The 24,888-nt window shown below is 54.4% G+C and carries 23 protein-coding genes; 17 read left to right on the forward strand and 6 right to left on the reverse strand.

Going from position 1 to position 24,888, the window contains the following annotated elements; translation table 11 throughout:
• Positions 1–18: 18 nt before the first annotated feature.
• A complete protein-coding gene (plsB, locus tag K5Y32_RS15535; RefSeq protein WP_110868147.1) occupies positions 19–2,442 on the reverse strand; it encodes a glycerol-3-phosphate 1-O-acyltransferase PlsB in 2,424 nt (807 codons plus the stop codon).
• Between the two features lie 127 nt (positions 2,443–2,569).
• Here plsB and K5Y32_RS15540 point away from each other — a divergent pair, with 127 nt between their 5' ends.
• From K5Y32_RS15540 to K5Y32_RS15555, 4 genes are all read left to right on the forward strand, one after another.
• Entirely contained in the window at positions 2,570–2,938 is a 369-nt protein-coding gene (locus tag K5Y32_RS15540) for a diacylglycerol kinase (protein ID WP_222184959.1), read from the forward strand.
• Between the two features lie 105 nt (positions 2,939–3,043).
• Complete coding sequence (lexA, locus tag K5Y32_RS15545; RefSeq protein ID WP_008109941.1) at positions 3,044–3,658, forward strand: transcriptional repressor LexA; 615 nt, start codon at positions 3,044–3,046, stop codon at positions 3,656–3,658.
• Positions 3,659–3,794: 136 nt separating this feature from the next.
• Complete coding sequence (gene dinF, locus K5Y32_RS15550) at positions 3,795–5,117, forward strand: MATE family efflux transporter DinF (protein ID WP_110868148.1); 1,323 nt, start codon at positions 3,795–3,797, stop codon at positions 5,115–5,117.
• Positions 5,118–5,281: 164 nt separating this feature from the next.
• Complete coding sequence (locus tag K5Y32_RS15555; protein ID WP_110868149.1) at positions 5,282–5,494, forward strand: CsbD family protein; 213 nt, start codon at positions 5,282–5,284, stop codon at positions 5,492–5,494.
• A 75-nt stretch (positions 5,495–5,569) separates the two neighbouring features.
• Here the strand turns inward: K5Y32_RS15555 and zur are convergent, their stop codons facing one another.
• Positions 5,570–6,088 (reverse strand): zinc uptake transcriptional repressor Zur, encoded by a 519-nt coding sequence (zur, locus tag K5Y32_RS15560; protein WP_222184960.1) that lies wholly within the window; start codon positions 6,086–6,088, stop codon positions 5,570–5,572.
• A gap of 451 nt (positions 6,089–6,539) precedes the next feature.
• Here zur and traF point away from each other — a divergent pair, with 451 nt between their 5' ends.
• From traF to pspG, 3 genes are all read left to right on the forward strand, one after another.
• On the forward strand, positions 6,540–7,790 hold the full coding sequence (gene traF, locus K5Y32_RS15565) for a conjugal transfer protein TraF (protein ID WP_101763066.1): 1,251 nt from the start codon (positions 6,540–6,542) through the stop codon (positions 7,788–7,790).
• Between the two features lie 96 nt (positions 7,791–7,886).
• Positions 7,887–8,885, forward strand: a complete 999-nt coding sequence (dusA, locus tag K5Y32_RS15570) for a tRNA dihydrouridine(20/20a) synthase DusA (RefSeq protein ID WP_222184962.1) — start codon at positions 7,887–7,889, stop codon at positions 8,883–8,885.
• 234 nt (positions 8,886–9,119) lie between these two features.
• The gene (pspG, locus tag K5Y32_RS15575; protein ID WP_061718375.1) at positions 9,120–9,386 is read left to right on the forward strand and encodes an envelope stress response protein PspG; all 267 of its coding nucleotides are present in this window, start codon (positions 9,120–9,122) and stop codon (positions 9,384–9,386) included.
• Positions 9,387–9,582: 196 nt separating this feature from the next.
• On the opposite strand, the gene K5Y32_RS15580 is transcribed toward pspG, so the two are convergent.
• A complete protein-coding gene (locus K5Y32_RS15580) occupies positions 9,583–10,566 on the reverse strand; it encodes a quinone oxidoreductase (protein ID WP_210081830.1) in 984 nt (327 codons plus the stop codon).
• 73 nt (positions 10,567–10,639) lie between these two features.
• Between K5Y32_RS15580 and dnaB the strand changes: the two genes are divergently transcribed.
• The 7 genes from dnaB to K5Y32_RS15615 all read left to right on the forward strand — a co-directional run bounded on the left by dnaB (position 10,640) and on the right by K5Y32_RS15615 (position 17,350).
• Positions 10,640–12,046 (forward strand): replicative DNA helicase, encoded by a 1,407-nt coding sequence (dnaB, locus tag K5Y32_RS15585; RefSeq protein WP_101763062.1) that lies wholly within the window; start codon positions 10,640–10,642, stop codon positions 12,044–12,046.
• 128 nt (positions 12,047–12,174) lie between these two features.
• Positions 12,175–12,666 carry an Lrp/AsnC family transcriptional regulator gene (locus K5Y32_RS15590; RefSeq protein WP_097095220.1) on the forward strand — a complete coding sequence of 164 codons (492 nt, stop codon included), beginning with the start codon at positions 12,175–12,177 and terminating at the stop codon, positions 12,664–12,666.
• 228 nt (positions 12,667–12,894) lie between these two features.
• The gene (locus K5Y32_RS15595) at positions 12,895–13,509 is read left to right on the forward strand and encodes a YitT family protein (protein ID WP_008109953.1); all 615 of its coding nucleotides are present in this window, start codon (positions 12,895–12,897) and stop codon (positions 13,507–13,509) included.
• 48 nt (positions 13,510–13,557) lie between these two features.
• On the forward strand, positions 13,558–14,751 hold the full coding sequence (locus K5Y32_RS15600) for an amino acid aminotransferase (RefSeq protein WP_217550062.1): 1,194 nt from the start codon (positions 13,558–13,560) through the stop codon (positions 14,749–14,751).
• A gap of 220 nt (positions 14,752–14,971) precedes the next feature.
• Positions 14,972–16,471, forward strand: coding sequence for a catalase (locus tag K5Y32_RS15605; protein WP_222185309.1), 1,500 nt, complete (start codon positions 14,972–14,974; stop codon positions 16,469–16,471).
• 108 nt (positions 16,472–16,579) lie between these two features.
• Complete coding sequence (locus K5Y32_RS15610; RefSeq protein ID WP_222184964.1) at positions 16,580–16,996, forward strand: secondary thiamine-phosphate synthase enzyme YjbQ; 417 nt, start codon at positions 16,580–16,582, stop codon at positions 16,994–16,996.
• A 3-nt stretch (positions 16,997–16,999) separates the two neighbouring features.
• Entirely contained in the window at positions 17,000–17,350 is a 351-nt protein-coding gene (locus K5Y32_RS15615) for an MmcQ/YjbR family DNA-binding protein (RefSeq protein ID WP_101763060.1), read from the forward strand.
• A 6-nt stretch (positions 17,351–17,356) separates the two neighbouring features.
• Here K5Y32_RS15615 and K5Y32_RS15620 read toward each other — a convergent pair whose 3' ends face one another.
• Both K5Y32_RS15620 and uvrA read right to left on the reverse strand, forming a co-directional pair.
• Positions 17,357–18,421: an NAD(P)-dependent alcohol dehydrogenase gene (locus K5Y32_RS15620; RefSeq protein ID WP_008109962.1), complete on the reverse strand. Its 1,065-nt coding sequence runs from the start codon at positions 18,419–18,421 to the stop codon at positions 17,357–17,359.
• Between the two features lie 220 nt (positions 18,422–18,641).
• A complete protein-coding gene (gene uvrA, locus K5Y32_RS15625; protein ID WP_222184966.1) occupies positions 18,642–21,470 on the reverse strand; it encodes an excinuclease ABC subunit UvrA in 2,829 nt (942 codons plus the stop codon).
• Positions 21,471–21,692: 222 nt separating this feature from the next.
• On the opposite strand from uvrA, the gene ssb1 reads away from it, so the two are divergent.
• Entirely contained in the window at positions 21,693–22,247 is a 555-nt protein-coding gene (gene ssb1, locus K5Y32_RS15630) for a single-stranded DNA-binding protein SSB1 (RefSeq protein ID WP_061718369.1), read from the forward strand.
• Positions 22,248–22,346: 99 nt separating this feature from the next.
• Here the strand turns inward: ssb1 and K5Y32_RS15635 are convergent, their stop codons facing one another.
• On the reverse strand, positions 22,347–22,874 hold the full coding sequence (locus tag K5Y32_RS15635) for an isochorismatase family protein (protein ID WP_210081825.1): 528 nt from the start codon (positions 22,872–22,874) through the stop codon (positions 22,347–22,349).
• Between the two features lie 121 nt (positions 22,875–22,995).
• On the opposite strand from K5Y32_RS15635, the gene K5Y32_RS15640 reads away from it, so the two are divergent.
• A complete protein-coding gene (locus K5Y32_RS15640; protein WP_222184969.1) occupies positions 22,996–23,826 on the forward strand; it encodes an AraC family transcriptional regulator in 831 nt (276 codons plus the stop codon).
• A 72-nt stretch (positions 23,827–23,898) separates the two neighbouring features.
• A complete protein-coding gene (locus K5Y32_RS15645; RefSeq protein ID WP_222184971.1) occupies positions 23,899–24,852 on the forward strand; it encodes a DMT family transporter in 954 nt (317 codons plus the stop codon).
• Positions 24,853–24,888: the final 36 nt, after the last annotated feature.

Here is a 24,888-nt window from a genome sequence, read left to right on the forward strand (position 1 = left end):
TATTAGCTTGTCGCCGCGTTAATCGTGGGTGACCGCGCTTTCAATCGTCAGACGCACGTCGCTGGTCACCAGTTCCGCCAGCATCTGCCACATCATATGACTGCGTTCGGCATCGGCATCGCCTTTGTCACTGATATATCCTTCATCACGCAGCGTGAGGACCAGCGCAGTAAACACTGCTTTATCAAAGAACTCTGGTGCGTTGATACCGTGCAGCACAGACAGGCGTTGAGCCAGCGTGCGGCTCTCTTTTTCCAGCGTGCCACGGTTGATGGCCGGTTTCGCGCTGAGGATAGCGAAGGTAATCGCGAAGCGCTGCAGCGTCTCACGAATACCCGCCGCCAGCAGTTGCAGCGAACGGTGACGTGCCGGCGTCATTCTTAGTTGACCATCCTGCAAGGTGATCAGGCCCTGACGCGCCATCTCTGCACAGAGTGCGTTAAGTAGCGCAGGCAACTCCGCCTTGTCCCAGCGCAAGAACAACTCGCTCTTTAGCATCGGATATACCAGGCTAACCTGACGCAGCAGCTCTGCTTCGCTGATTTCCCGATGTTGTTGCACGATGGCGGCAATCAACGATGGCATCACCAACATGTGATGAATGTTGTTGCGATAGTAGGTCATCAGCACCGCCTGCTCGCGCGGCAGGATGATGATGTCGCCAATGCTGTCTTGCTCGGTCTCGAACTTGTTCATGCCCATGGCGTGATCAAGCAGCGCTTCGGCGCTCATGTCAGGCACCGTGGCTTCTGGCGAATAGGGCACATTGCGCAGCAGCTGGGTGTAGCACTCTAACTGCTCAATCAGCTGTTCGCGGGTCAGTGAACGCTGACGTGACGCCAGTAGGGCGGTGACGCACAGGTTCATGGCGTTGGCTGCACCGGCTTCATTGATGCGCACCATCAGCTTCGCCGCAATGTCATTCACGGCGGGCGTCATCCAGGCTGGGCGTTGCGGTTCGATAGGATCAATCGCATCTCGCCATTCGGGCACGTTTTTGTTCAGATAGTTCATCAACGGCAGGGGTTCACCGAAGTTAACGTAGCCCTGGCCGAGATTGCGCAGCTTACGTAAACCGCGCACCATCTGCAGGAAACTCTCTTTCTCTTTGGCCGCACCCCGCAGCTCTTTGGCGTACGTGCCCACTTCCATCACATGCTCGTAGCCGATGTAAATCGGCACGAAGGTGATTGGACGACTGCCGCCGCGCAGCATCGCCTGCAGCGTCATTGATAGGGTGCCGGTTTTTGGATCCAGCAAACGACCGGTACGTGAACGTCCGCCCTCCACAAAGTATTCAACGGAGTAACCCCGGCTAAACAGCTCGCCAAGATATTCACGGAACACGGTGGAATAGAGTTTGTTGCCCTTAAAGGTACGACGAATAAAGAAGGCGCCCAGACGACGGAAAATCGGGCCGGCTGGCCAGAAGTTCAGGTTAATACCGGCAGCAATGTGCGGCGGCACCAGGCCTTGATGATAAAGCACGTAGGAGAGCAGCAGGTAATCCATGTGGCTGCGGTGGCAGGGCACATAGACAATCTCATGACCATCCTGCGCCAGCTGACGCACGCGCTCACCGCCATGCACGTTGATGCCCTGATACAGGCGGCTCCACAGCCAGCCCATCACGCGGTCAGTGACTTTAATCGCTTCATAAGAGAAGTCCGCCGCCACTTCTTCCATCATTTCGATGGCGTTCTGCTGGGCTTTCTCATGCGAAATCTTTTTGCTGCGCGCTTCATCTTCTACTGCTTTTTCGATCGCTTTGGATTGTAACAGCTTGTTGAAGAGATCCTGACGTGCAGGCAGACGCGGGCCGACCGCGGCCAGACGTTGGCGGGCAAAATGAATGCGCGCCACGCGAGCCAGCTTTTGGGCAATCGACTTATCGGTGCCGTGCTCGGTCGCCATCTGGCGCAACGAAACGGTTTGCGAGAAGCGTACAAAACTGTCGCGGCCGTGCCACAAAATGGCGAAGAACTTCTGCACGCCATTGAGCACGCGCAGATGCGGCGTGGATTCACCGGAGGTTTCACGTCCCGGCGCACGACCAAACATCACCGCGACCGGCAGCATTTGCACATCGAGTTGCGGGTTGCTGCGGTGCAAATCCAGATAATCGTGGAACAGCTTTACCGATTCGGGATTGGCCACGAAATAGGGAATTACGCGTGGGCCATCGTGAATAAACACGTGGCGCGGCAGCAGGGTGCCATCGATCTCCAGCGGAGCCAGCGGATCGGGCAGATCATGTTTCAGGCATTGAGCACGCAGTGTGAGCAGGTCAGCCTTTGAATCATAAGGCAAAACATACATCACCGGACGTGTCGGATCGATCCCATGTTCAGAGATAGGATCGGTCGGAATGACCTTACTTTTTACCAAAATAGAGAGTGGTAAATTCAATAATTTGTAATAGAGTTTACGCCAACCTGACATAGACAACTTTAAGCCTCTTGTTAGCAAAGCGCGGCAAGCATACCAGAAAGCGCAGCGAAGGTCTGTGGCTCTGCCGCCTCATACTGCCCACACATTGACGTCAAAATAGTTCAAGGGTTCCATAGACATGGCAAATAACGTCACCGGTATAGTAAGAATAGTGAAAGCCGCCGGTTATTCCTGGCAGGGCCTGCGTGCCGCATGGCAGCACGAAGCCGCTTTTCGGCAGGAAGCCATTGCCGCGCTGGTGGCCATTCTCGTGGCTTGCTGGCTGGATGTAGATACCCTTTCCCGCATCCTGATGATTGGCTCGGTAGTGCTGGTTATCATCGTTGAGATCCTTAATAGTGCTATCGAAGCGGTGGTCGACCGCATCGGGCAGGAGCAACATCCGCTCGCGGGCCGCGCTAAAGATATGGGATCGGCTGCCGTATTGCTGACTATCTTACTGGCTCTGTTCGTCTGGATCGCGCTGCTCTGGACGCATTTGAGATAGGGATTCCAGATTCATCAAACCGCTGATTTTTCCCTCTGTTACGGTTTTCATTTTGCGAATACCTGTATATACTCACAGCGACTGTATAAACAACCAGGGGGCGGGATGAAAGCGTTAACTGCACGGCAGCAACAGGTCTATGACCTGATTCGCGACCATATTAACCAGACGGGCATGCCGCCAACGCGTGCGGAAATTGCTGCGCAACTGGGTTTCCGCTCGCCCAATGCTGCCGAAGAGCATCTGAAAGCGCTGGCGCGTAAAGGCGTAATTGAAATTGTTTCCGGCGCATCGCGCGGGATTCGTTTGCTGATGGAAGAAGAACCGAGCGAAGGGCTGCCGCTGATTGGCCGCGTCGCTGCCGGTGAACCTTTGCTGGCACAAGAACACATCGAAGCCCACTATCAGGTGGATGCTAACCTCTTTAAACCGAGCGCCGATTTCCTGCTGCGCGTGAGCGGTATGTCGATGAAAGATATCGGCATTATGGATGGCGATCTGTTAGCGGTACACAAAACGCAGGAAGTGCGTAACGGCCAGGTTGTCGTGGCGCGCATTGATGATGAAGTCACAGTGAAACGCTGGAAAAAGCAGGGTGCGATTGTCCATCTGCTACCTGAAAACACCGATTTTCAGCCGATTGTCGTGGATACCCGTGAGCAGTCGCTAACCGTTGAAGGTTTAGCTGTCGGAATTGTGCGCAACGGCGAGTGGCTCTGATCAGTTTCTGATGCTCCTTAACTGCGGCGGTGCGTGTTTGCGCTGACCGCAGTCTGCTGTTTTACTTCTCAGTGACTCTTTCTGCGGCTCATTCTGGCGCCATTACGCTGATTACCGCACACATCGGAATGGGCTGATGCAGCTGTTTTCCTCTTCAGATAAAACACTCTGGCGGCTAGCGCTGCCGATGATCCTGTCAAATATCACCGTCCCATTACTGGGTGTGGTGGATACCGCCGTTATTGGTCATCTCGATAGCCCGATCTACCTCGGTGGCGTCGCCGTGGGCACAACCGCCACCAGCTTCATCTTTATGCTCCTGCTGTTCCTGCGCATGAGCACCACCGGACTCACCGCTCAGGCATTTGGCGCCAATGACAAAACGGCGCTGGCGCGCGCCTTAACACAGCCGCTACTGATTGCGCTGGTTTTTGGTGCGCTGTTTATGGTGCTGCGAACGCCGGTCAGCAGCCTGGCGGCAGCGTTAATGGGGGGCAGCCCGGAAGTGCAGCAACAGGCGAAAATATTTATTGAGATTCGCTGGCTAAGTGCGCCCGCAACCTTGGCCAATTTGGTGATTCTTGGCTGGCTGCTGGGCGTGCAGTATGCGCGGGCACCGATGGTGCTGCTAATCATCGGCAATCTGGTGAATATCCTGCTGGATCTGCTGTTCGTGCTCAAACTGCATTGGGGTGTCGCCGGAGCGGCGGCGGCTACCGCGCTGGCAGAATATGTCACGCTGGGCGTGGGTCTGTGGATGGTGGCGCGGGTGCTGAAGATGCGCGGTATCCATTTTGCTTTACTCAAAAGCAGCTGGCGCGGCGATGCGGCGCGGCTATTCCGCCTCAATCGCGACATTATGCTGCGGTCTTTGATGCTGCAAATCTGCTTCGCGTCGCTCACCATCCTTGGCGCACGCATTGGGCCGGATGTAGTGGCAGTCAATGCGGTGCTGCTGATGTTCCTCACTTTCACCGCATACGCGCTTGATGGATTTGCCTACGCGGTTGAAGCCTGTTCGGGTGAAGCGGTTGGGGCCAAAGATCGCAGCCGACTATTGCTGATTTGGCATGCGGCTTGTCGCCAGGCATGCTTCGTCGCCGCGATCTTTGCGCTGATTTATGCATTCACCGGTCCGGAGATTGTGGCGATGCTGACGTCACTGGAAGCGCTACGAGAGATGGCCGACCGCTATCTGATTTGGCAAGTGATTCTGCCGCTGGTTGGCGTCTGGTGCTATCTGCTGGACGGCATGTTTATCGGCGCGACGCGCGGGCGTGAGATGCGCAACAGCATGGTGATGGCGGCGATCGGCTACGGTGTCTCGCTGCTCACGCTGCCGTGGCTCGGTAATCACGGTTTATGGCTGGCGGTGACGGTATTCCTCGCGTTACGCGGACTCACGCTGTGGCTCATTTGGCGTGGTCACTGGCGGCGCGATAGCTGGTTTAACGCCTGAATAAGCGAAGCGTAACCTACAGATTAATCTGTATTTCTCTGCAAACTGCGAAGCGGCTACTACAATTACCTCATACGGCGCATATGAGTAGCGCGTTGTCTGGGTATATCGCCAGCTAAGCAGGCAATATATCTATCTCACTCAGGATGTAGTGGAGGAATATTATGAACAAAGACGAAGCGAGCGGAAACTGGAAGCAGTTCAAAGGCAAGTTTAAAGAGAAGTGGGGCAAGCTGACCGATGACGACTTCACTGTGATCGAAGGTAAACGCGATCAGCTGGTTGGTAAAATCCAGGAACGCTACGGTTATGGTAAAGACCAGGCCGAGAAAGAAGTGAAAGACTGGGAAACAACCAACAAAGATTACCGCTGGTAATCTCACTTCACGGATGATGCTCCTACCCGCCAATCATTTAGCGTAGTGATTGGCCCGGCACAAGGATGTGCCTCCCTATTTTCTTATCCGCTTTTTACCCTCGATCTGATGGTCATGCTCGCAGCTTTCGTGGTGCGTACAAGCCGCCACTTCTGCGCAATTTTCGCACAGGCCATGTGCCTCAATTACGGTATGTCGCAGAGAAAATCCCGCCTGATCCGCTAATGCAGCGATGGTTTTTTCCACGCCATGAGCATGTTTTTCGCTTACTGCCGCACAACCGTCACACACCAACATCACCGAAGTATGTGCTGGCTCATCAAAATGATGGCAAACCACGTAACTATTATTTGACTCTACGCGATGAATAAATCCCTGTTCCAGCAGGAAATCCAGCGCGCGATAGATGGTGGGCGGTTTTGCTTGCGGTTCACTGACACGCAGTTGATCCAGCAAATCGTAAGCGCTTATCGAACCATTCTGCTCTGCCATTAAGCGCAACACTTCGGCGCGTTGAGTGGTCAGGCGCACGCCGCGATCAAGGCAAAGTGATTCGGCCTGGGTAAGAAGTTGTTCTGGCGTGAGGTTTGACATACGCATTCTCCGGGTTGCAGGTGATGTTATTTTATCACACAAAATTTAACGCTGCTGTGATTGCTTATTGTCCTTAAAATCCCTAAGAAAATTCTCCTCAATCAATAGATTACCATCGCCATTTTCCCGTCAATATTGCTGCAACCCTTATGTCTGTAAAATGCGTCCGACCAGGCAGCGCAACGCCTGCACGGATTTTGCTTTGCAACTCACCGGGTTAGCGGCTATGGTTCAAAAGGTCTTAAGTAATTTCTGGTATCAATTAACCCACTGTTAATTTTTCTGCATAAAAACACAGCGGAATGGCGTGGAAGCGTCCAATTCTGCGAATAGCAGTGCTATTTCCTTTTAATTCACAGCAATGAAGCGTTAGCCAGGGTTCAGAATAGCGGCTAACTAAACTTTCAGTCGGTGAGTGATTCAGCGACATTTCAAAGGTGATGGCAGGCTCATGGCGAAGACATTATTCAGGCACAAAAAAGTAGCTTATCTTGTTGGTTTGAATGCAGTATTTCTCTCTTCCTCAGCTCTGGCAGCAGGTACATGGTACGACGCGCGTAACGACGCAATGGGCGGTACCGGCGTAGCCTCTTCCACCTGGAGTTCAGCGGTGCTGGCTAACCCAGCATTGATGACCAAGGCGCAGCCTGAAGATAACGTCAGCATCATTCTGCCCTCAGCCGGCGCACAGGTTACCGATAAAGACAAATTGATTGATCGCGTTGACGACATTACCGATACCGTTGATCGTTATCAGGACGTGATCGATGACCTAACCTTTCAGGATTACCTCAATGGTTACCCGCAGCTGAAGGCCGCCGCAGGCGATATGGCAAACCAGCTCAGCGATCTGCGTGGTAATAAAGCTCACGCGACAGCCGGTGTGGCCGTGGCCGTCACCGTTCCGAATGAAACCTTACCTTTTGCCTTTATCACCAAGGCTTACGGCACTGCGATTGTGCGCGCCAACGTGGCTGATAGCGATATTGCCTACCTGCGCGCGGTTGCCAATGGCACGAGAGTGCCTGTGCCGGGTGATGAAAATAATTTGCGCTCCAGCGCCAATGGCCTGGCGGCATTAGTCACCGATTATGGTGTGTCAGTCGCGCATGAGTTCTCGATTGCCGGCCATCCGGTTTCTGTCGGCGTGACGCCAAAGCTGCAGAAAACCTGGCTGTATAACTACACCGCGAGTATCTACAACTACGACAAGAGCGACATCAACAGCAGCCGCTACCGTAGCAGCGATACCGGTTTCAACATGGATGCGGGTGTCGCAACAGATTTCGGTGAGAACTGGACCTTTGGCGTGACCGGACAAAACCTGATCTCGCGCGATCTCGATACTAAAGAGGTAAACGGTTACCGCGATACTTATCAAATTCGTCCGCTGGTCACTACAGGGCTTTCCTGGAATAACGGGCCATTCACGCTGGCTGGGGATGTTGATCTGACTGAAACCAAGCGCTTCAAGTCGGAAGACACCAGCCAATATGCTGGCGTAGGTGCGGAATATCGTGTGCTGGATTGGCTGGCGCTGCGTGCCGGCTATCGCGCCGATCTGAAGTCGACCGATACTGACGTGTTCACCGCCGGTTTGGGTGTGTCACCGTTCAACAATGCTGTCCATCTGGACCTGGCCGGTTCTGTAGGTAAAGACAACACCGTAGGTGCCATGCTGCAGCTCGGATTCAACTTCTAATTACCCGTCTGATAACGGGCGGCTGTGCCGCCCGTTTTGCTGTGATATGATTGCGCAGTTTCTCATCACTTACTTACTGCGGATTTACTGCGTTTCATGACCAATACTTTCTCCTCGCAACGTTTTTCCATCGCCCCAATGCTCGACTGGACCGATCGTCACTGTCGTTATTTTCACCGTAAGCTGAGCGGTGATACGCTGCTGTACACCGAAATGGTTACGACCGGCGCGATCATTCACGGTAAAGGCGACTATCTGGCCTACAGCGAGGAAGAGCATCCGCTGGCGCTGCAGCTGGGTGGCAGCGATCCCGCCGCGCTGGCGCAGTGCTCTAAGCTGGCAGAAGAGCGTGGCTACGATGAGATCAACCTCAACGTGGGTTGTCCATCCGATCGCGTCCAGAACGGCCGTTTTGGCGCCTGCCTGATGGGCGATGCGGCGCTGGTTGCCGACTGCATTAAAGCGATGCGCGATGTGGTGAGCATTCCGGTGACGGTTAAAACCCGCATCGGTATTGATGAGCAGGACAGCTACGAATTCCTGTGTGATTTTATTGGCACCGTGGCGCAACAGGGCGGCTGCGATACTTTTATTATCCACGCGCGCAAAGCGTGGCTATCGGGTTTAAGTCCGAAAGAGAATCGCGAGATTCCGCCGCTCGATTATCCCCGCGTTTACCAGCTGAAGCGCGATTTCCCGGCGCTGACCATGGCGATTAATGGCGGCATCAAAACGCTGGAAGAGGCCAAACTGCATCTGCAGCATATGGATGGCGTGATGATGGGGCGCGAAGCCTATCAGAATCCGGGCATTCTGGCGCAGGTTGACCGCGAGCTGTTCGGTCGCGATATGCCGCGCGTCGATCCGGTAGCGGTGGTGCGCTCGATGTATCCTTACATTGAAGCTGAACTATCCAAAGGCATGTACCTCGGCCATGTGACGCGCCATATGCTTGGCCTGTTCCAGGGCATTCCGGGTGCGCGCCAGTGGCGTCGCTATTTAAGTGAAAACGCCCACAAACCCGGCGCCGATGTGCGCGTGCTGGAAGCGGCGTTAGCGCTGGTAGCGGATAAGATCCCCCAGGAAGTGATGTAATCACTATTTAGCATGCCGGAACCTTCCGGTTTGATACGGTGCGCCTTCATGCGCACCGTAAAGCCAGTACCATAATTTTATAGATGGTTATTTCTACGCCTTGAATTAGTTTTTTTCATCACCTCATTGATTCTTTTTTCAACCATTTTCCATTGCTTTCAAGCATTTAGCTATTTTTATAACCTGGCACGTATCTTGTAATGTTCCTGATGTTACTTACACAGGAGAGCCTTCGTGGAAATTCTATTTGTTATCGGCTTTTTTCTGATGCTGCTGTTCACCGGCGTTTCGTTGCTGGGCGTTATTGCGGCATTGGTGGTGGCGACCGCTTTGATGTTCTTTGGCGGATTGCTGGCAATTGTTATTAAAGTGTTGCCATGGCTGGTGTTGGCGGTTGTCGCTGTCTGGCTTTATCGGGCATTTACCACGCCTTCAGGTGAGGCAAAATTGCGCAGGCTGAAAAGAAAAATCAGCGACTTAGATAGAAGGGACTGGCGCTAATTGCGGTGACGATCACAGACTCGGATATTGCTTAGCATTATTCCGCATTTAAACATATTTTTTACTTATGTTTTCTGTCAGGATGATTGGCGTTGTTTCAAACGAATTCATCGCCGCTGTCCCTACACCAGCGCGAACTATAAAAAGAAAGAAAAAAAAGGGGCTTCCTACGGGAAGCCCCGTTTGCATTTAGCGATCAGGGAATCAGCAGGCTGGAACCCTGAGTCGCGCGACTCTCCAGCACCTGATGCGCGCGCACCGCGTCACTCAAGGCAAATTTCTGCTGCTCGGGCACGTTAAGCTGAATCGCGCGGCTGGCGATCAGTGAGAACAACTCATTGCTGGCGGCATCCAGTTCTTCACGGTTGGTGATGTAACCGAACAGCGAAGGTCGGGTGACGAACAGCGAGCCTTTCTTGTTGAGAATGCCGAGATCAATGCCGGTAACCGGACCCGACGCATTACCAAAGCTGACCATTAATCCGTGGCGACGTAGGCTATCCAGCGATGGTTCCCAGGTATCTTTCCCCACTGAGTCATACACCACGGCCACTTTCTCGCCATGGGTCAACTCGCTGACGCGCTTCGCGATATCCTCTTCACGATAGTTAATTGTCGCCCAGGCACCGGCATCTTTAGCTATCTTCGCTTTCTCTGCGGAACCCACCGTGCCAATCAGATGTGCGCCGAGCGCTTTGGCCCATTGGCAGGCGATCAATCCCACGCCACCCGCAGCGGCATGGAACAGGAAGATTTCATCAGCTTTCACTTTATAGGTTTGGCGCAGCAGATACTGCACGGTTAAACCTTTGAGGAAAGAGGCCGCACCTTGCTCAAAGGAGATGCTGTCCGGCAGGATCACCAGACGATCTTCCGCCACATTGTGCACTTCGCTGTAGGCGCCCAGCGCGGCTTGGCAATAGACCACGCGATCGCCCGCCTTAAACCGCGTCACCGCCGATCCGACGCGTTTCACCACGCCGGCGGCTTCGGTACCCAGGCCGGAAGGGAAGCTGCTTTGCGGATACAAGCCGCTGCGCACGTAGGTATCAATGTAGTTAATGCCAATCGCCTTGTTTTCCACCTGCACTTCATGTTCGGCGGGATCGGCCAGTTCGAAATCGACCCATTGCAGTACATCTGGGCCGCCGTGTTGGTTGAACTGAATACGCTTTGCCATTCTGACTCCTGTGATTGTTCATCCTGGGACGGTATACTTGCGCGTCCCTTTCACGATCGGTAATGCATTCACTATGGCAGGAAATAAACCCACCAACAAATCGAACGAACCCCGCGATCGGCAGCTGGAAGGCGTGAAAATGCCGCCGCATTCCATAGAAGCGGAGCAGTCGGTGCTCGGTGGGTTGATGCTGGATAACCAGCGCTGGGACAACGTTTCTGAACGCGTCGTCGCCAGTGATTTCTTCAACCGCTCGCACCGTCTGATTTTCACGGAAATGCAGCGTTTGCTGGAAGCTGGCCAGCCGATCGACCTGATTACGCTCTCTGAATCGCTGGAAACGCTGGGTGAATTAGAGATGGCCGGCGGCTTCGCCTATCTGGCCGAACTGGCAAAAAATACGCCAAGTGCCGCGAACATTGGTGCTTATGCCGATATCGTGCGTGAACGTGCGGTAGTGCGCGAAATGATTTCTGTGGCGAACCAAATCGCCGATGCCGGGTACGATCCGCAAGGACGGAGCAGTGAAGATCTGCTCGACTTTGCTGAATCGAATGTTTTCAAAATTGCTGAACAGCGCGCTAATAAAGATCAGGGCCCGCAGAATATCGAGCAGATTCTGGAAGCCACGGTATCGCGCATTGAGTCGCTGGTCTCAACGCCGCACGACGGCGTCACCGGCGTCGATACCGGCTATCAGGATTTGAACAAAAAAACCGCCGGTTTACAGGGCTCGGATCTGATCATCGTCGCGGCGCGTCCTTCGATGGGTAAAACCACCTTCGCCATGAATTTGTGCGAAAACGCCGCGATGTTGCAGGACAAGCCGGTGTTGATTTTCAGCCTGGAGATGCCCAGCGAGCAGCTGATGATGCGTATGCTGGCGTCGCTGTCGCGCGTGGATCAGACGCGCATTCGTACCGGTCAGCTGGAAGATGAAGATTGGGCGCGCATTTCCGCCACTATGGGGATTTTGCTTGAGAAGAAGAACATGTTTATCGATGACTCTTCTGGCCTGACGCCCACCGAAGTGCGCTCACGCGCGCGCCGCATCTTCCGCGAAAACGGCGGGTTGAGCCTGATCATGATCGACTACCTGCAGCTGATGCGCGTGCCTGCGCTGTCGGACAATCGTACGCTGGAGATCGCTGAAATCTCGCGCTCACTTAAAGCGCTGGCGAAAGAGCTGAATGTGCCGGTGGTGGCGCTGTCGCAGCTAAACCGCTCACTGGAACAACGTGCGGATAAGCGCCCAGTGAACTCGGATCTGCGTGAATCAGGTTCGATCGAGCAGGATGCCGACTTGATCATGTTCATCTACCGTGACGAGGTGTATCACGAAAACAGCGATCTTAAAGGCATCGCCGAGATCATCCTGGGTAAGCAGCGTAACGGCCCGATCGGTACGGTACGCTTGACCTTTAATGGCCAATGGTCGCGCTTTGATAACTATGCTGGCCCGCAATACGACGACGAATAACCCTTCCAAACCGGATGCATGCACGTTTTGTGCATGCATTTCACGTCATCAGAAAATAGTGTTGGACAACCCCGGCTTTAATCAGGTTATCTGTAGCAAAGCGCCCCTTATTACGCTGTGGAAACAGAATGACTCAGGTAGACGATCACGACCTTAAGATATTGACATTATTACAATCTAACGGACGCCTCACCAACCAGGAACTCAGTGATTTAGTCGGACTTTCGGCGTCGCAATGTTCACGCCGCCGCATCAATCTTGAGCAGGCCAATCTCATTCTCGGCTATCACGCACGCCTCTCGCCCGACGCGGTGGGCCTTGGCATGGTGGGATTGATTGAAGTGCGATTGAAAAACCATACGCCGGATTATGAAGAGAGTTTCCATCGCATGGTGGAAGAAGAAGCCGCGATTGTTGATGCGTTCAAAACCACCGGCGATGCCGATTATCTGCTGAAAGTGGCGGTGGCCGATCTGGCTTCACTGAGCGCGCTGATCAGCCAGTTAGTGGCTGGCCATCAAAGCGTGGCGCACGTGAAAACTTCCGTGGTATTGAGCCGTTTGAAAGAGAACGGTTTGATGATCATCCCGCAGCACAAAACGCGCCAAAAAAGTGCGTGACGTGCTAATCTGGTGCAATTATTGCCTTAATAATGCAAAAAACGCGCACCAGAAAACAGATTTGTGCATGGGTTGATGGTTTAAGTCGTAACTGATGCACAAAAACCTGCAATAAAGCGCCTTAGTTATCAATTGGATAATCACTGGCACCCATCGGCGGCGAGCATACGCCGCCGATGTGGTGCGTTTTTTGCATTTGAACCGCATCATTTGCAATGAGATTAACCCATGGATAACGTTGTTCAACCCACTAAAGTTCCGCATTCGCTGATTGAAGATGCGCTGGCGATAGTCCTCGGCACGCTAATGGTCTCTTTCGGCGTCATTATGTTGAAACAGGCGGGCGCACTCACTGGCAGTTCTGCCGGTATTGCTTTCTTAATCAGCTATTTGTCACCGCTCTCCTTCGGTAGCGCCTTCTTCCTGATCAACCTGCCATTTTACTGGCTGGCCGTGCGGCGCATGGGCTGGGAATTTACCCTGAAAACCTTCTGCGCGGTTGGCCTGGTGTCGCTGTTCACCCATCTGCATCCGCTGTTTGTGCATTTTTCTGCGCTAAATCCGTTTTATGCGACACTGTTCGGTAACGTGGTGATGGGCATTGGGTTTATAGTGTTGTTCCGTCACAAAGCCAGCCTCGGCGGTATTAATATTTTGGCGCTCTGGCTGCAGGACCGCATCGGTCTGCGTGCCGGAAAATTGCAAATGGCGGTCGATACCTGCGTGGTATTAGCGTCGCTGTTTGTGGTGTCGTTACCGATGCTGTTTGCTTCAATCGCGGGCGCGGTGATCCTCAATCTCATCATCGCAATGAATCATCGTCCCGGCCGTTACATGGTTTGATGACGCATCTTTACCTCTTATTTATGACCAATCATGGAGATCTGCACCGTGTTTCAAAACGTTGATGCCTATGCCGGCGATCCGATTCTGTCGTTGATGGAAACCTTCAAACAAGATCCGCGCGATAACAAAGTAAACCTGAGCATTGGTCTCTATTACAACGAAGCGGGCATCATTCCTCAGCTGCAGGCGGTTGCCGCAGCAGAAGAGCGCCTGCAGGCGCAGCCGCATCAGGCGTCGCTGTATCTGCCGATGGAAGGTCTGAACGCTTACCGTAACGCCATTGCACCGCTGCTGTTCGGTAAACAACATCCGATGCTGCAAGCGGGCCGCATTGCGTCCATCCAGACGTTGGGCGGCTCAGGCGCGCTGAAAGTCGGTGCTGATTTCCTCAAGCGTTACTTCCCGGCGTCCAATGTGTGGGTGAGCGATCCGACGTGGGAAAACCACGTCGCAATCTTCAACGGTGCCGGTTTCGAGGTGAATACCTATCCGTGGTATGACGCGGAAACCAACGGCGTGAAGTTTGATGCGTTCATCGCCAAACTGAAAACCTTGCCGAAGCAATCCATCGTGCTGCTGCACCCGTGCTGCCATAACCCAACCGGCGCCGATCTCACCAACGCACAGTGGGATGAAACCACCGAAGTATTGAAAGCGCAGGAGCTGATTCCGTTCCTCGATATCGCTTATCAGGGCTTTGGCGCGGGCATGGAAGCGGATGCTTATGCGATTCGCGCGATTGCGGCCGCGGGTCTGCCTGCGCTGGTCAGCAACTCGTTCTCCAAGATTTTCTCGCTATACGGTGAGCGCGTTGGCGGCCTGTCTATAGTCTGCGATAGCGCAGAAGAGTCCGCTCGTGTGCTGGGCCAGCTGAAAGCCACCGTGCGCCGCAATTACTCCAGCCCGCCAAACTTCGGTGCGCAGGTGGTTTCCTGCGTGCTGAACGACGAAGCGCTGCTCAACAACTGGCTGGCAGAAGTCGAAGCGATGCGTCTGCGCATCATCGACATGCGTCAGGCATTGGTTGACGTGTTGAGTACCAAACTGCCGGGACAAAACTTTGATTACCTGCTGAAACAGCGTGGCATGTTCAGCTATACCGGCTTGAGCGCGCAGCAGGTTGACCGTCTGCGTGATGAGTTTGGCGTGTATCTGATCGCCAGCGGCCGCATGTGCGTTGCCGGCCTGAACAGCCGTAACGTCAACCAGGTTGCTGAGGCGTTTGCTGCGGTGATGTAAGCCAGGATTTGATGATTAAAAAACCGTCGGCGCAGGCTGGCGGTTTTTTTTTAACTTATTTGGTAAGGATAAACGAGACTGGTCTTGTTAGGGCTTAACTCCTTGAATGTAAAGATTCTCCAGCCAAAAAATGGCCGAGCGCGACGACTTAATCGCGAATCTTTATGTATAAGGAAGCATGCCCATGACCCTGACAACCCGTTCTTATTTACTCAAACCTATGGCTATTGCGCTTGCGTTAGCCTTCACCGTTCCGGCTTACAGCGCCGAACTGACGCGTGATAACGGCGCACCCGTCGGCGATAACCAGAACTCACAAACCGCAGGCGAAAATGGCGCAGTGTTACTGCAAGATGTGCAGCTGATCCAAAAGCTGCAACGCTTTGACCGAGAACGCATTCCAGAGCGCGTGGTACATGCACGCGGTACCGGCGCGCACGGCGAGTTCCGCGCCAGTAAAGATATCAGCGACTTAACCATCGCCGAAGTCTTTAAACCAGGCAGCGTGACGCCGGTATTTGTGCGCTTCTCGTCCGTGGTGCACAGCAAACATTCACCGGAAACGCTGCGCGATCCACGCGGTTTTGCCACCAAGTTTTACACCAGCCAGGGCAACTGGGATTTAGTGGGTAACAACCTGCCGGTGTTCTTTATCCGCGACGCGATTAAATTTCCGGACATGGTGCATGCGTTTAAGCCTGATCCACGTACCAACCTTGGCAACGATGCGCGCACCTTTGATTTCTTCTCTCACGTACCGGAAGCCACGCATGGCCTGACCATGCTGTTCTCCAACATGGGGACGCCAGCAAACTATCGCCAGATGGATGGCAACAGCGTGCACGCCTATAAGTTCGTCAACGCCAAAGGTGAAGTGCACTACGTGAAATTCCACTGGAAAACCCTGCAGGGCGAGAAAAATCTCGATCCGGGCGAAGTGGCGGCTATTCAGAGCAGCACTTTCAGCCACATGACAGAAGATTTAGTGGCATCGATCAACAACAAAGACTTCCCGAAATGGGATCTCTATATTCAAACCATTAAAGCCAGCGATCTGGATAAGTTCGACTTCAACCCGCTGGACGCCACTAAAATCTGGCCGGGTATCGCAGAAGTGAAAGTCGGCCAGATGGAATTGAACCGCAACGTGGATAATTTCTTCCAGGAAACCGAGCAGGTGGCGATGGCGCCATCGAATCTGGTTCCGGGCATTGAGCCATCGGAAGATCGCTTGCTGCAAGGTCGTTTGTTCTCTTACGCCGATACCCAGATGCACCGTTTGGGCGCCAATGGCCTGACGTTGCCGGTCAACGCGCCGCGCGTGCCGGTGAGCAACGGTAATCAGGATGGCGCGATGAACAGCGGCAAAGCTGACGATCATGGCGTGAACTATCAGCCAAGCCGTATCTATCCGCGCGAAGAGCTGCAGAGCGCCCGTTACAGCCACAGCCCGCTGAGCGGCATCACGCAGCAGGCGATGATTGCTAAAACGCAGAACTTTAAGCAGGCGGGCGATCTGTATCGTTCCTTTAACGACAAAGAGAAAACCGATCTGATCAATTCTCTGGGCGGCGCGCTGAAAGGTGTGGATGTGCAGAGCCGCGCCATTATGCTGTCGTACTTCTACAAGGCTGACAAAGATTACGGCGAGCGTCTGGCTGCGATCACTAAAGATGATGTGGGCAGCATCAAAACCATGGCCGCTAAGCTGAGCGACTAACCTTCAGGCGGCAGAGTTCACGCTCTGCCGCTTTTTCCTCTCTTCAGGGTTTACCTTTCGCCGACATGCTGCACACTTAAACGGTGTGATTACTTTTAGGATTCTGGCATGTGGCATCAACAAACGCTTACGCTTGGCGCTAAAGCGCGCGGCTTTCATCTGATCACCGACGAGATTGTCGGCCAGCTTCACGGCTTATCCGATGTGCGCGTCGGCCAGCTGCATCTCCTGCTGCAACACACATCGGCGTCGTTAACGCTCAATGAGAATTGCGATCCCACCGTGCGCAGCGATATGGAGCAGCATTTCTTACGCCATGTTCCGGAAAGTGCGCCTTATCAGCACGACTACGAAGGGGCTGACGACATGCCCGCACACATCAAATCGTCGCTACTCGGCGTTTCGCTCCTGATTCCGGTCAACCGTGGTCGCCTGATGTTAGGCACATGGCAGGGAATCTGGTTGGGTGAACATCGGGTGCAGGGCGGTGTGCGGCGTATCGTGGCGACCTTACAAGGGGAATAAAAGATGAATACTTCGGATTTACTGACGTACTGCATGAGCAAGCCGGGCGCGGAGCAAAGCTTTAAAGAGTGCTGGCAGGCGACGCAGATTAAAAGTGAAGGTGTGCTGTTTGCCATGCTTTATGAGGTAAAAGGGCGTCCGGCCTTGTCGCTGAAAGCTACGCCTGCGCTGGCGGAGTTATTACGGGAGGAGCACAACGATGTGTTTCCCAGCGAACATTTAAACAAGTCGCACTGGAGCACGCTGTGGCTGGATGGTTCGCTGAAAGATTCGCAGATTTACTATCTGGTGGATGCATCCTGGCAACAGGCTGACGCCACGCGCGCGGCGGGCGTCAACCATGATGAACACTGAGGCGAATTAAGCCGCAGATTCCTCGCGCAGGGTATTGATATCAATCACGAAGCGGTATTTCACGTCGCTTTTCAGCATACGTTCGTAGGCTTCGTTGATTTGATTCATCGCGATCAGTTCGATATCTGAAGTGATACCGTGCTTACCGCAGAAATCCAGCATTTCCTGGGTTTCCGCGATGCCGCCAATCAGTGAACCGGCAATGCTGCGACGTTTGAAGATCAGGTTGAAGACCTGCGGTGCCGGGTGATCGTGCTCCGGCGCGCCGACCAGCGTCATATTGCCATCACGCTTCAGCAGGGCGATGAACGGGTTGAGATCGTGCTGTGCCGCAACGGTGTTCAGGATGAAGTCGAAGCTGTTGGTGTGCGCGGCCATTTGATCGGCATCTTTCGAGATCACCACTTCATCTGCACCCAGGCGTTTACCATCTTCAATTTTTGACGGTGACGTGGTGAACAGCACCACATGTGCGCCCATCGCATGCGCCAGTTTCACGCCCATGTGACCAAGGCCGCCCAAACCGACGATACCGACTTTTTTACCCGGACCGACATTCCAGTGGCGCAGCGGTGAGTAAGTGGTGATACCGGCACACAGCAGCGGCGCAACGCCCGCCAGATCGAGATTTTCTGGTACGCGCAGCACGAAGCTTTCATCTACTACCATGCTGGTGGAGTAACCGCCGTAGGTGATGGCTTTGGTTTCGCGATCTTCGCCGTTGTAGGTGCCAACGAAGCCATTTTCGCAATACTGCTCCAGCCCTTCCTGACAGCTTGGACAGCTGCGGCAGGAATCAACCATACAACCAACACCGACCAAATCACCCACTTTGTAGTTGTGGGTGTGAGCGCCAACGGCCGTCACGCGACCGACAATTTCATGGCCAGGCACCACAGGGAAAATGGTATTGCGCCATTCGTTGCGCGCGGTATGCAGGTCAGAGTGGCAGACGCCGCAGTACAACACTTCAATCTGCACATCATGAGCGCGCAGTTCGCGTGGCTTAAAATCGAACGGGGCGAGTTTTGCTTTCGCGTCCTGTGCGGCATAGGCATGCGTAATATTCATGGTGTCTCCAGTAGGATGTGTCGTGATTTCTATGCAGGATCCCGTTCAGCGCACTGAAGGGATAAAGGGCGTAAGGGACGCCAAAAGGAACGTTGTAAGGATAGTCAGCAGGGGGGAATGCGTATATGCCTGAAGTTGTCTGATTCTTGCCTGTTCCTGCATTTCGTTGCGGAATTCGACAGAAAAAAAACAGGCCCGCAATGGCGGGCCTGAGAGAGAATTACTTCTTCAACATTGGCTTAAGGAAACGCGCCGTGTGTGATTTTTCACACTCCGCCACCGTTTCTGGCGTGCCGGACACCAGAATTTCACCGCCGCCGCTGCCGCCTTCCGGGCCGAGATCGACAATCCAGTCTGCAGTTTTCACCACGTCGAGGTTGTGCTCAATCACCACGATGGTGTTGCCCTGATCGCGCAGCTGATGCAGCACTTCCAGCAGCTGCTGAATATCCGCAAAGTGCAGGCCGGTGGTCGGCTCATCGAGGATATAGAGCGTCTGGCCAGTGCCGCGTTTTGACAGCTCACGCGCCAGCTTGACGCGCTGCGCTTCACCACCAGACAGCGTGGTAGCCGACTGACCCAGGCGGATATACGACAGGCCGACATCGATCAGCGTTTGCAGCTTACGCGCCAGCGCCGGCACCGCATCAAAGAACTCGCGGGCTTCTTCGATAGTCATATCCAGCACTTCGTGGATGCTCTTGCCTTTGTATTTAATCTCCAGCGTTTCGCGGTTATAGCGTTTGCCTTTGCATTGGTCGCACGGCACATAGATGTCGGGCAGAAAGTGCATCTCTACCTTGATCACGCCGTCGCCCTGACAGGCTTCGCAGCGTCCGCCGCGCACGTTGAAGCTGAAGCGACCTGGATTGTAGCCGCGTGAACGCGCTTCCGGCACGCCAGCGAACAGCTCACGCACCGGCGTGAAAATGCCGGTATAGGTCGCGGGATTCGAACGCGGTGTACGACCAATCGGGCTCTGATCGATATCGATCACTTTATCGAAATGCTCCAGACCGGCAATCTCACGATAAGGCGCGGCTTCGATGGTGGTCGCGCCGTTGAGCTGGCGCTGCGCAATCGGGAACAGCGTATCGTTGATCAGCGTCGATTTACCCGATCCGGACACGCCGGTGATGCAGGTAAATAAGCCGACCGGAATCGTCAGCGTGACATCTTTGAGGTTGTTACCGCGCGCACCGGTGAGTTTCAGCACTTTGGCCGGATCGCCTTTGACGCGCTCTTGAGGGATCGCAATCTCACGTTTGCCGCTGAGGAACTGGCCGGTCAGGGAATTTTCATTCGCCATAATCGCGTGCACATCACCTTCGGCAACCACCTGACCACCGTGCACGCCCGCGCCCGGACCGATATCGATCACATGGTCAGCGGCACGAATTGCATCCTCATCGTGCTCCACCACAATCACCGTGTTACCGAGATCGCGCAGGTGAATCAGCGTGCCAAGCAGGCGTTCGTTGTCGCGCTGGTGAAGGCCGATTGAGGGTTCATCCAGCACGTACATCACGCCGACCAAACCGGCACCAATCTGGCTGGCCAGACGAATACGCTGCGCTTCACCGCCGGAGAGCGTTTCCGCCGAACGTGACATCGACAGGTAATTCAGGCCGACGTTCACCAGGAAGCTCAGGCGATCGCCAATCTCCTTCAGGATTTTTTCCGCAATCTGCGCACGCTGGCCGCTCAGCTTCATGTTGGCGAAGAAATCCATCGCATGACCGATGCTCATTTCTGAGATGGTCGGCAGGTTGGTGTCTTCAACAAAAACATGGCGCGCTTCACGACGCAGACGCGTACCTTCACAGCTGGCGCAGGCACGGTTGCTGATAAATTTCGCCAGCTCTTCGCGCACCGCATTGGATTCCGTCTCTTTATAACGGCGCTCCATGTTGTGCAGCACGCCTTCAAACGGATGGCGGCGCACTGAGGTGTCACCGCGATCGTTGATGTATTTGAATTCGATATTCTCTTTGCCGGAACCGTACAGAATCACTTCGCGCGCTTTGTCGCTTAGGCTGTTAAACGGAGCTTCGACATCGAATTGCAGATGCTCTGCCAGCGAGCGCAGCATCTGGAAGTAGTAGAAGTTACGGCGATCCCAGCCGCGAATGGCGCCGCCCGCCAGTGACAGCTCGGGGTTCTGAACCACTCGATCGGGATCGAAATATTGCTGCACGCCCAGGCCATCGCAAGTCGGGCAGGCGCCAGCCGGGTTGTTAAACGAGAACAGGCGCGGTTCGAGTTCGCGCATGCTGTAGCCACAAATCGGGCAGGCAAAGTTAGCCGAGAACAGCATCTCTTCGGCGTTGGTATCGTCCATATCGGCGACGATCGCGGTACCACCGCTCAGTTCCAGCGTGGTCTCGAAGGATTCGGCCAGACGCGTTGCAAGATCCTCGCGCACGCGGAAACGGTCAATCACCACTTCGATGGTGTGCTTCTTCTGCAACTCCAGCTTCGGCGGATCCGACAGATCGCACACTTCGCCATCGATACGCGCACGGATATAGCCCTGCGCGGCGAGGTTTTCCAGCGTTTTGGTGTGTTCGCCTTTGCGATCTTTCACCACCGGCGCCAGCAGCATCAGACGACGGCCTTCTTCCTGCGACAGCACCTGATCGACCATTTGACTCACGGTTTGCGCCGCCAGTGGAACGTCATGATCCGGACAGCGCGGTTCACCCACGCGTGCAAACAGCAGGCGCAGATAGTCATGAATTTCGGTAATGGTGCCGACGGTGGAACGCGGGTTATGCGAAGTCGATTTCTGCTCAATGGAGATGGCGGGCGAAAGACCTTCAATATGGTCAACGTCCGGTTTCTCCATTAATGAAAGAAACTGGCGCGCATAGGCCGAAAGCGATTCAACATAGCGACGCTGGCCTTCCGCATACAGCGTATCAAACGCCAGCGAAGACTTACCGGAACCTGACAGACCGGTGACCACAATGAGCTTATCGCGAGGGATGATCAGGTTGATGTTCTTCAAATTATGGGTGCGAGCACCGCGGACTTCGATCTTATCCATTCACCTTTCCCGGATTGAACAACACTCGCCATGCCTTGCCAGCACGACCAGCAGAAACGGTCCATTATGGCACAAAAAATAAACTGAATAAATATCCAGTGTTTTTGCTATTCTGTCCGCCGATAAATTTTGGAATCCCGCTCTAAAGTGGGCACACGCCAATGTGACGTGATAGAATTTTTCGCTTAGACTTTTAGCATCAACTCATCGGGAGACAGCAACATGGCCAGTCGTGGCGTAAACAAAGTGATTCTAGTCGGGAATCTGGGTCAGGATCCGGAAGTGCGCTACATGCCAAATGGTGGCGCGGTAGCCAACATTACGCTGGCCACGTCAGAAAGCTGGCGCGATAAGACAACCGGTGAAAACAAAGAGATCACGGAATGGCACCGTGTTGTGCTGTTCGGCAAGCTGGCGGAAGTGGCTGGCGAATACCTGCGTAAAGGTTCTCAGGTTTACATCGAAGGTCAGCTGCGTACCCGCAAATGGACCGATCAGGCCGGCCAGGAAAAATACACCACTGAAGTGGTGGTTAACGTTGGCGGCACCATGCAGATGCTGGGCGGACGTCAGCAGGGCGCGAACGCAGGTGGCGCACCGGCGGGCGGCCAGGGCGGCGGCAATAACAATGGTTGGGGCCAGCCACAGCAGCCACAACAGCAGCCGCAGGGCGGTGGCAACCAGTTCAGCGGCGGTGCGCAGCAGCGTCCACAGCAGCAGAGCGCGCCTGCTAACAACGAACCGCCAATGGATTTTGACGACGATATTCCGTTCTGATAATCCGCCTGAGCTATCTCAGGCCGGACGTTATCGAATCCAGAAATGCCATTCCACGAGGAGTGGCATTTTTTATCTCAAGCCAAACAAGGTGCAGCCTTAATGCGGTCGCCATTCCCGCAATAACGCTTCCGTCTCACGTACCAGCACCGGGTTGCCCGGCATAATCAAATCGGCCCACACTTCGTTGTGCTGATTAATTTGCTGTTGTGCGGAAACATAGGTGCGGTCGGCGGTGGTGTGCGCATCGGCGGCGACGGTGATGTGATAGCCAAGACTGGCGCCGACTTTGATGGTGGTATCGACACAGTAATCAGTCGCGCAGCCGCAAATAACGAAGCTTTTAATACCGCGTTGGTCGAGCTGAGCGGCGAGATCGGTTTGCCAGAAACTGTCGCAGGCGGTTTTATTGACAAAGATGGCGTTGGCCGGCTGATTCAACTCGGGGACGATGGCCCAGCCTGCTGAATTGACCTCTAAACCTGGCCCAACGTGCTGGATGAAGATCACCTGATCGGCCGCAGCGGTTAACTGATTGATCCGCTCGCAGCGTCCGGCACGATCAAAACGCGGCGATGCCAGCACGCCGTTTTGCATATCCACTACCACAACCACACGATTAGCCATTTTTATCTCCTGTTAAGTCTTGTCAGTGTCCGGTTAACTCGCAACGAGGTAAAGCAAATCCGCTTTGCATTTATCGCCACTGCCGCGCATGCTTATAAGCGATTTATTCCGGAGGTGTGTCGTGAAGGTGGTTCCTGAAATCTTTCCTTGTGAGCAAGATCGTGCGCAGTTTCAGCATTTCGCTGAGCTGCCGGGCATCGAGCTGTATCAGGCGCACATCTCCCGCTACGCTTTTGAACCGCATACTCATGAAGCCTTTGGTATCGGCACTATCGAATCCGGCGCCCAGCGCTTTCGCTATCGCGGCGCCAGTTACACCGCGCCGCAGCATTCGCTGGTGATGATGAATCCTGACGAGCTGCACACCGGTGAATCTGCCTGCGACGAAGGCTGGCGTTATCGCATGATCTATATCGATCCGCAGGAGATGGATCGTCTGACCGGCGATCGTCATTGGTGGTTCACCGACGCTCTGCGCACCGATGCGCGTCTGGCGCAGCCGTTTTCTCAATTGCTGGCGCAGATGTGGCAGGCGGAAACCACGCTGGAGCGTGAAAGCATTTTGCTCGAACTGCTGGAGTTAATGCGTCCGCTGGCGCGTCAGGGACAGCAACGACCTGTCGAAGGCGCACATCGCTTTGATGCGGTAAGAGACTATTTGCGTGAAAATCTCGCCGAACCGGTGCGCCTCGAAGAACTGGCTGCGCTGGCATCACTGTCGCCGTGGCATTTCCTGCGCAGTTTTAAACAACACTTCCACGTCACGCCGCATCAAATGCTGATGGCTTTTCGCCTGTTCGCCGCAAAGCAGCAGTTGGCACGCGGCGACAGTGCCGCAACCGTCGCTGCATCGGTTGGTCTTACCGATCAGGCACATCTTACCCGCGCCTTCGCGCATCGCTACGGCATCACGCCGGGCCGCTATCAAAAACAGGTGTTCCCTTCACGCTAACCGCAATCTGCTACAAGCCTTTAGCCTGCGCCTGCGTCACACTGCAGCGGAATGCATATAAAGGAAGAGTTTATGTTTGCTGGAATACTGTTTGCGCTGGCGGCGGGACTGATGTGGGGATTGATCTTTGTCGGCCCGCTGCTGATACCGGATTATCCCGGCACCTTACAATCGGCCGGACGCTACGTCGCCTTTGGTTTGGTGGTGTTGCCGCTCGCCTGGCTGGATCGCCGTCGTTTGCGTCAGCTGACGCGCAAAGACTGGATTGAAGCGCTGAAGCTGTCGCTGATTGGCAATTTGCTCTATTACGCGTTTCTCGCCAGCGCGATTCAACGTACCGGCGCGCCCATCTCCACCATGATTATCGGCACCTTGCCGGTGGTGATTACCGTGACGGCCAATCTCTGTTATGGCCATCTTGAAGGGCGCTTGCCGTGGCGCAAGCTGACGCCGGCGTTGCTGATTATTGCTGCCGGCCTGGCTTGCGTGAATGCCGCCGAACTCCAGACGAAAGGTCCCGATTTTGATTGGTCGCGCTATCTCACCGGTTTAGGGTTAGCGATTCTGGCGGTGGCATGCTGGACATGGTATCCGCTGCGTAATGGTTTATGGTTACGCGCGCATCCCCAGCACAAGCCATCCAGCTGGGCGACGGCACAAGGTTTGGTGACGCTGCCGCAGGCGTTGGTGTTCTATCTATTAGTCTGCGTGCAACTCCACTGGCAGCAACCTGCGTTTGCGCTGCCATTCGGGCCGCAGCCGCAACGCTTTCTATTATTGATGTTAGGTATCGGGCTGATTTGCTCATGGCTGGGCACACTGTGCTGGAATGCGGCCAGCCAACGCGTGCCGACGGTGATCATGGGGCCGCTGATTGTGTTCGAAACCTTAGCCGGTTTGCTGTGGACATTCCTGTGGCGACAAAGTTGGCCGCCGCTGTTAACCGCTGTCGGCATTGGTTGTCTGATTATTGGCGTCATCTACGCAATGCGTATTAAACCCCAGCCGCACATCACTGCGGTATAAATCATCAAAATAGCGCTGCTGAATAATCATTTCGGC

Source organism: Pantoea sp. DY-15, from assembly GCF_019795935.1.
In the GTDB taxonomy this organism is placed as follows: Bacteria; Pseudomonadota; Gammaproteobacteria; order Enterobacterales; family Enterobacteriaceae; genus Pantoea; species Pantoea leporis.

Excerpts from the sequence above, each read along its gene's own strand:
- lexA (WP_008109941.1), top strand. The coding sequence starts at position 3,044 with ATGAAAGCGTTAACTGCACGGCAGCAACAGGTCTATGACCTGATTCGC.
- K5Y32_RS15615 (WP_101763060.1), top strand. The coding sequence starts at position 17,000 with ATGAATACTTCGGATTTACTGACGTACTGCATGAGCAAGCCGGGCGCG.
- uvrA (WP_222184966.1), bottom strand. The coding sequence starts at position 21,470 with ATGGATAAGATCGAAGTCCGCGGTGCTCGCACCCATAATTTGAAGAAC.
- dusA (WP_222184962.1), top strand. The coding sequence starts at position 7,887 with ATGACCAATACTTTCTCCTCGCAACGTTTTTCCATCGCCCCAATGCTC.
- K5Y32_RS15540 (WP_222184959.1), top strand. The coding sequence starts at position 2,570 with ATGGCAAATAACGTCACCGGTATAGTAAGAATAGTGAAAGCCGCCGGT.
- K5Y32_RS15620 (WP_008109962.1), bottom strand. The coding sequence starts at position 18,421 with ATGAATATTACGCATGCCTATGCCGCACAGGACGCGAAAGCAAAACTC.
- plsB (WP_110868147.1), bottom strand. The coding sequence starts at position 2,442 with ATGTCAGGTTGGCGTAAACTCTATTACAAATTATTGAATTTACCACTC.
- K5Y32_RS15635 (WP_210081825.1), bottom strand. The coding sequence starts at position 22,874 with ATGGCTAATCGTGTGGTTGTGGTAGTGGATATGCAAAACGGCGTGCTG.
- K5Y32_RS15610 (WP_222184964.1), top strand. The coding sequence starts at position 16,580 with ATGTGGCATCAACAAACGCTTACGCTTGGCGCTAAAGCGCGCGGCTTT.
- dnaB (WP_101763062.1), top strand. The coding sequence starts at position 10,640 with ATGGCAGGAAATAAACCCACCAACAAATCGAACGAACCCCGCGATCGG.
- K5Y32_RS15580 (WP_210081830.1), bottom strand. The coding sequence starts at position 10,566 with ATGGCAAAGCGTATTCAGTTCAACCAACACGGCGGCCCAGATGTACTG.
- dinF (WP_110868148.1), top strand. The coding sequence starts at position 3,795 with ATGCAGCTGTTTTCCTCTTCAGATAAAACACTCTGGCGGCTAGCGCTG.
- traF (WP_101763066.1), top strand. The coding sequence starts at position 6,540 with ATGGCGAAGACATTATTCAGGCACAAAAAAGTAGCTTATCTTGTTGGT.
- K5Y32_RS15605 (WP_222185309.1), top strand. The coding sequence starts at position 14,972 with ATGGCTATTGCGCTTGCGTTAGCCTTCACCGTTCCGGCTTACAGCGCC.
- K5Y32_RS15595 (WP_008109953.1), top strand. The coding sequence starts at position 12,895 with ATGGATAACGTTGTTCAACCCACTAAAGTTCCGCATTCGCTGATTGAA.
- ssb1 (WP_061718369.1), top strand. The coding sequence starts at position 21,693 with ATGGCCAGTCGTGGCGTAAACAAAGTGATTCTAGTCGGGAATCTGGGT.
- K5Y32_RS15645 (WP_222184971.1), top strand. The coding sequence starts at position 23,899 with ATGTTTGCTGGAATACTGTTTGCGCTGGCGGCGGGACTGATGTGGGGA.
- K5Y32_RS15590 (WP_097095220.1), top strand. The coding sequence starts at position 12,175 with ATGACTCAGGTAGACGATCACGACCTTAAGATATTGACATTATTACAA.
- K5Y32_RS15555 (WP_110868149.1), top strand. The coding sequence starts at position 5,282 with ATGAACAAAGACGAAGCGAGCGGAAACTGGAAGCAGTTCAAAGGCAAG.
- zur (WP_222184960.1), bottom strand. The coding sequence starts at position 6,088 with ATGTCAAACCTCACGCCAGAACAACTTCTTACCCAGGCCGAATCACTT.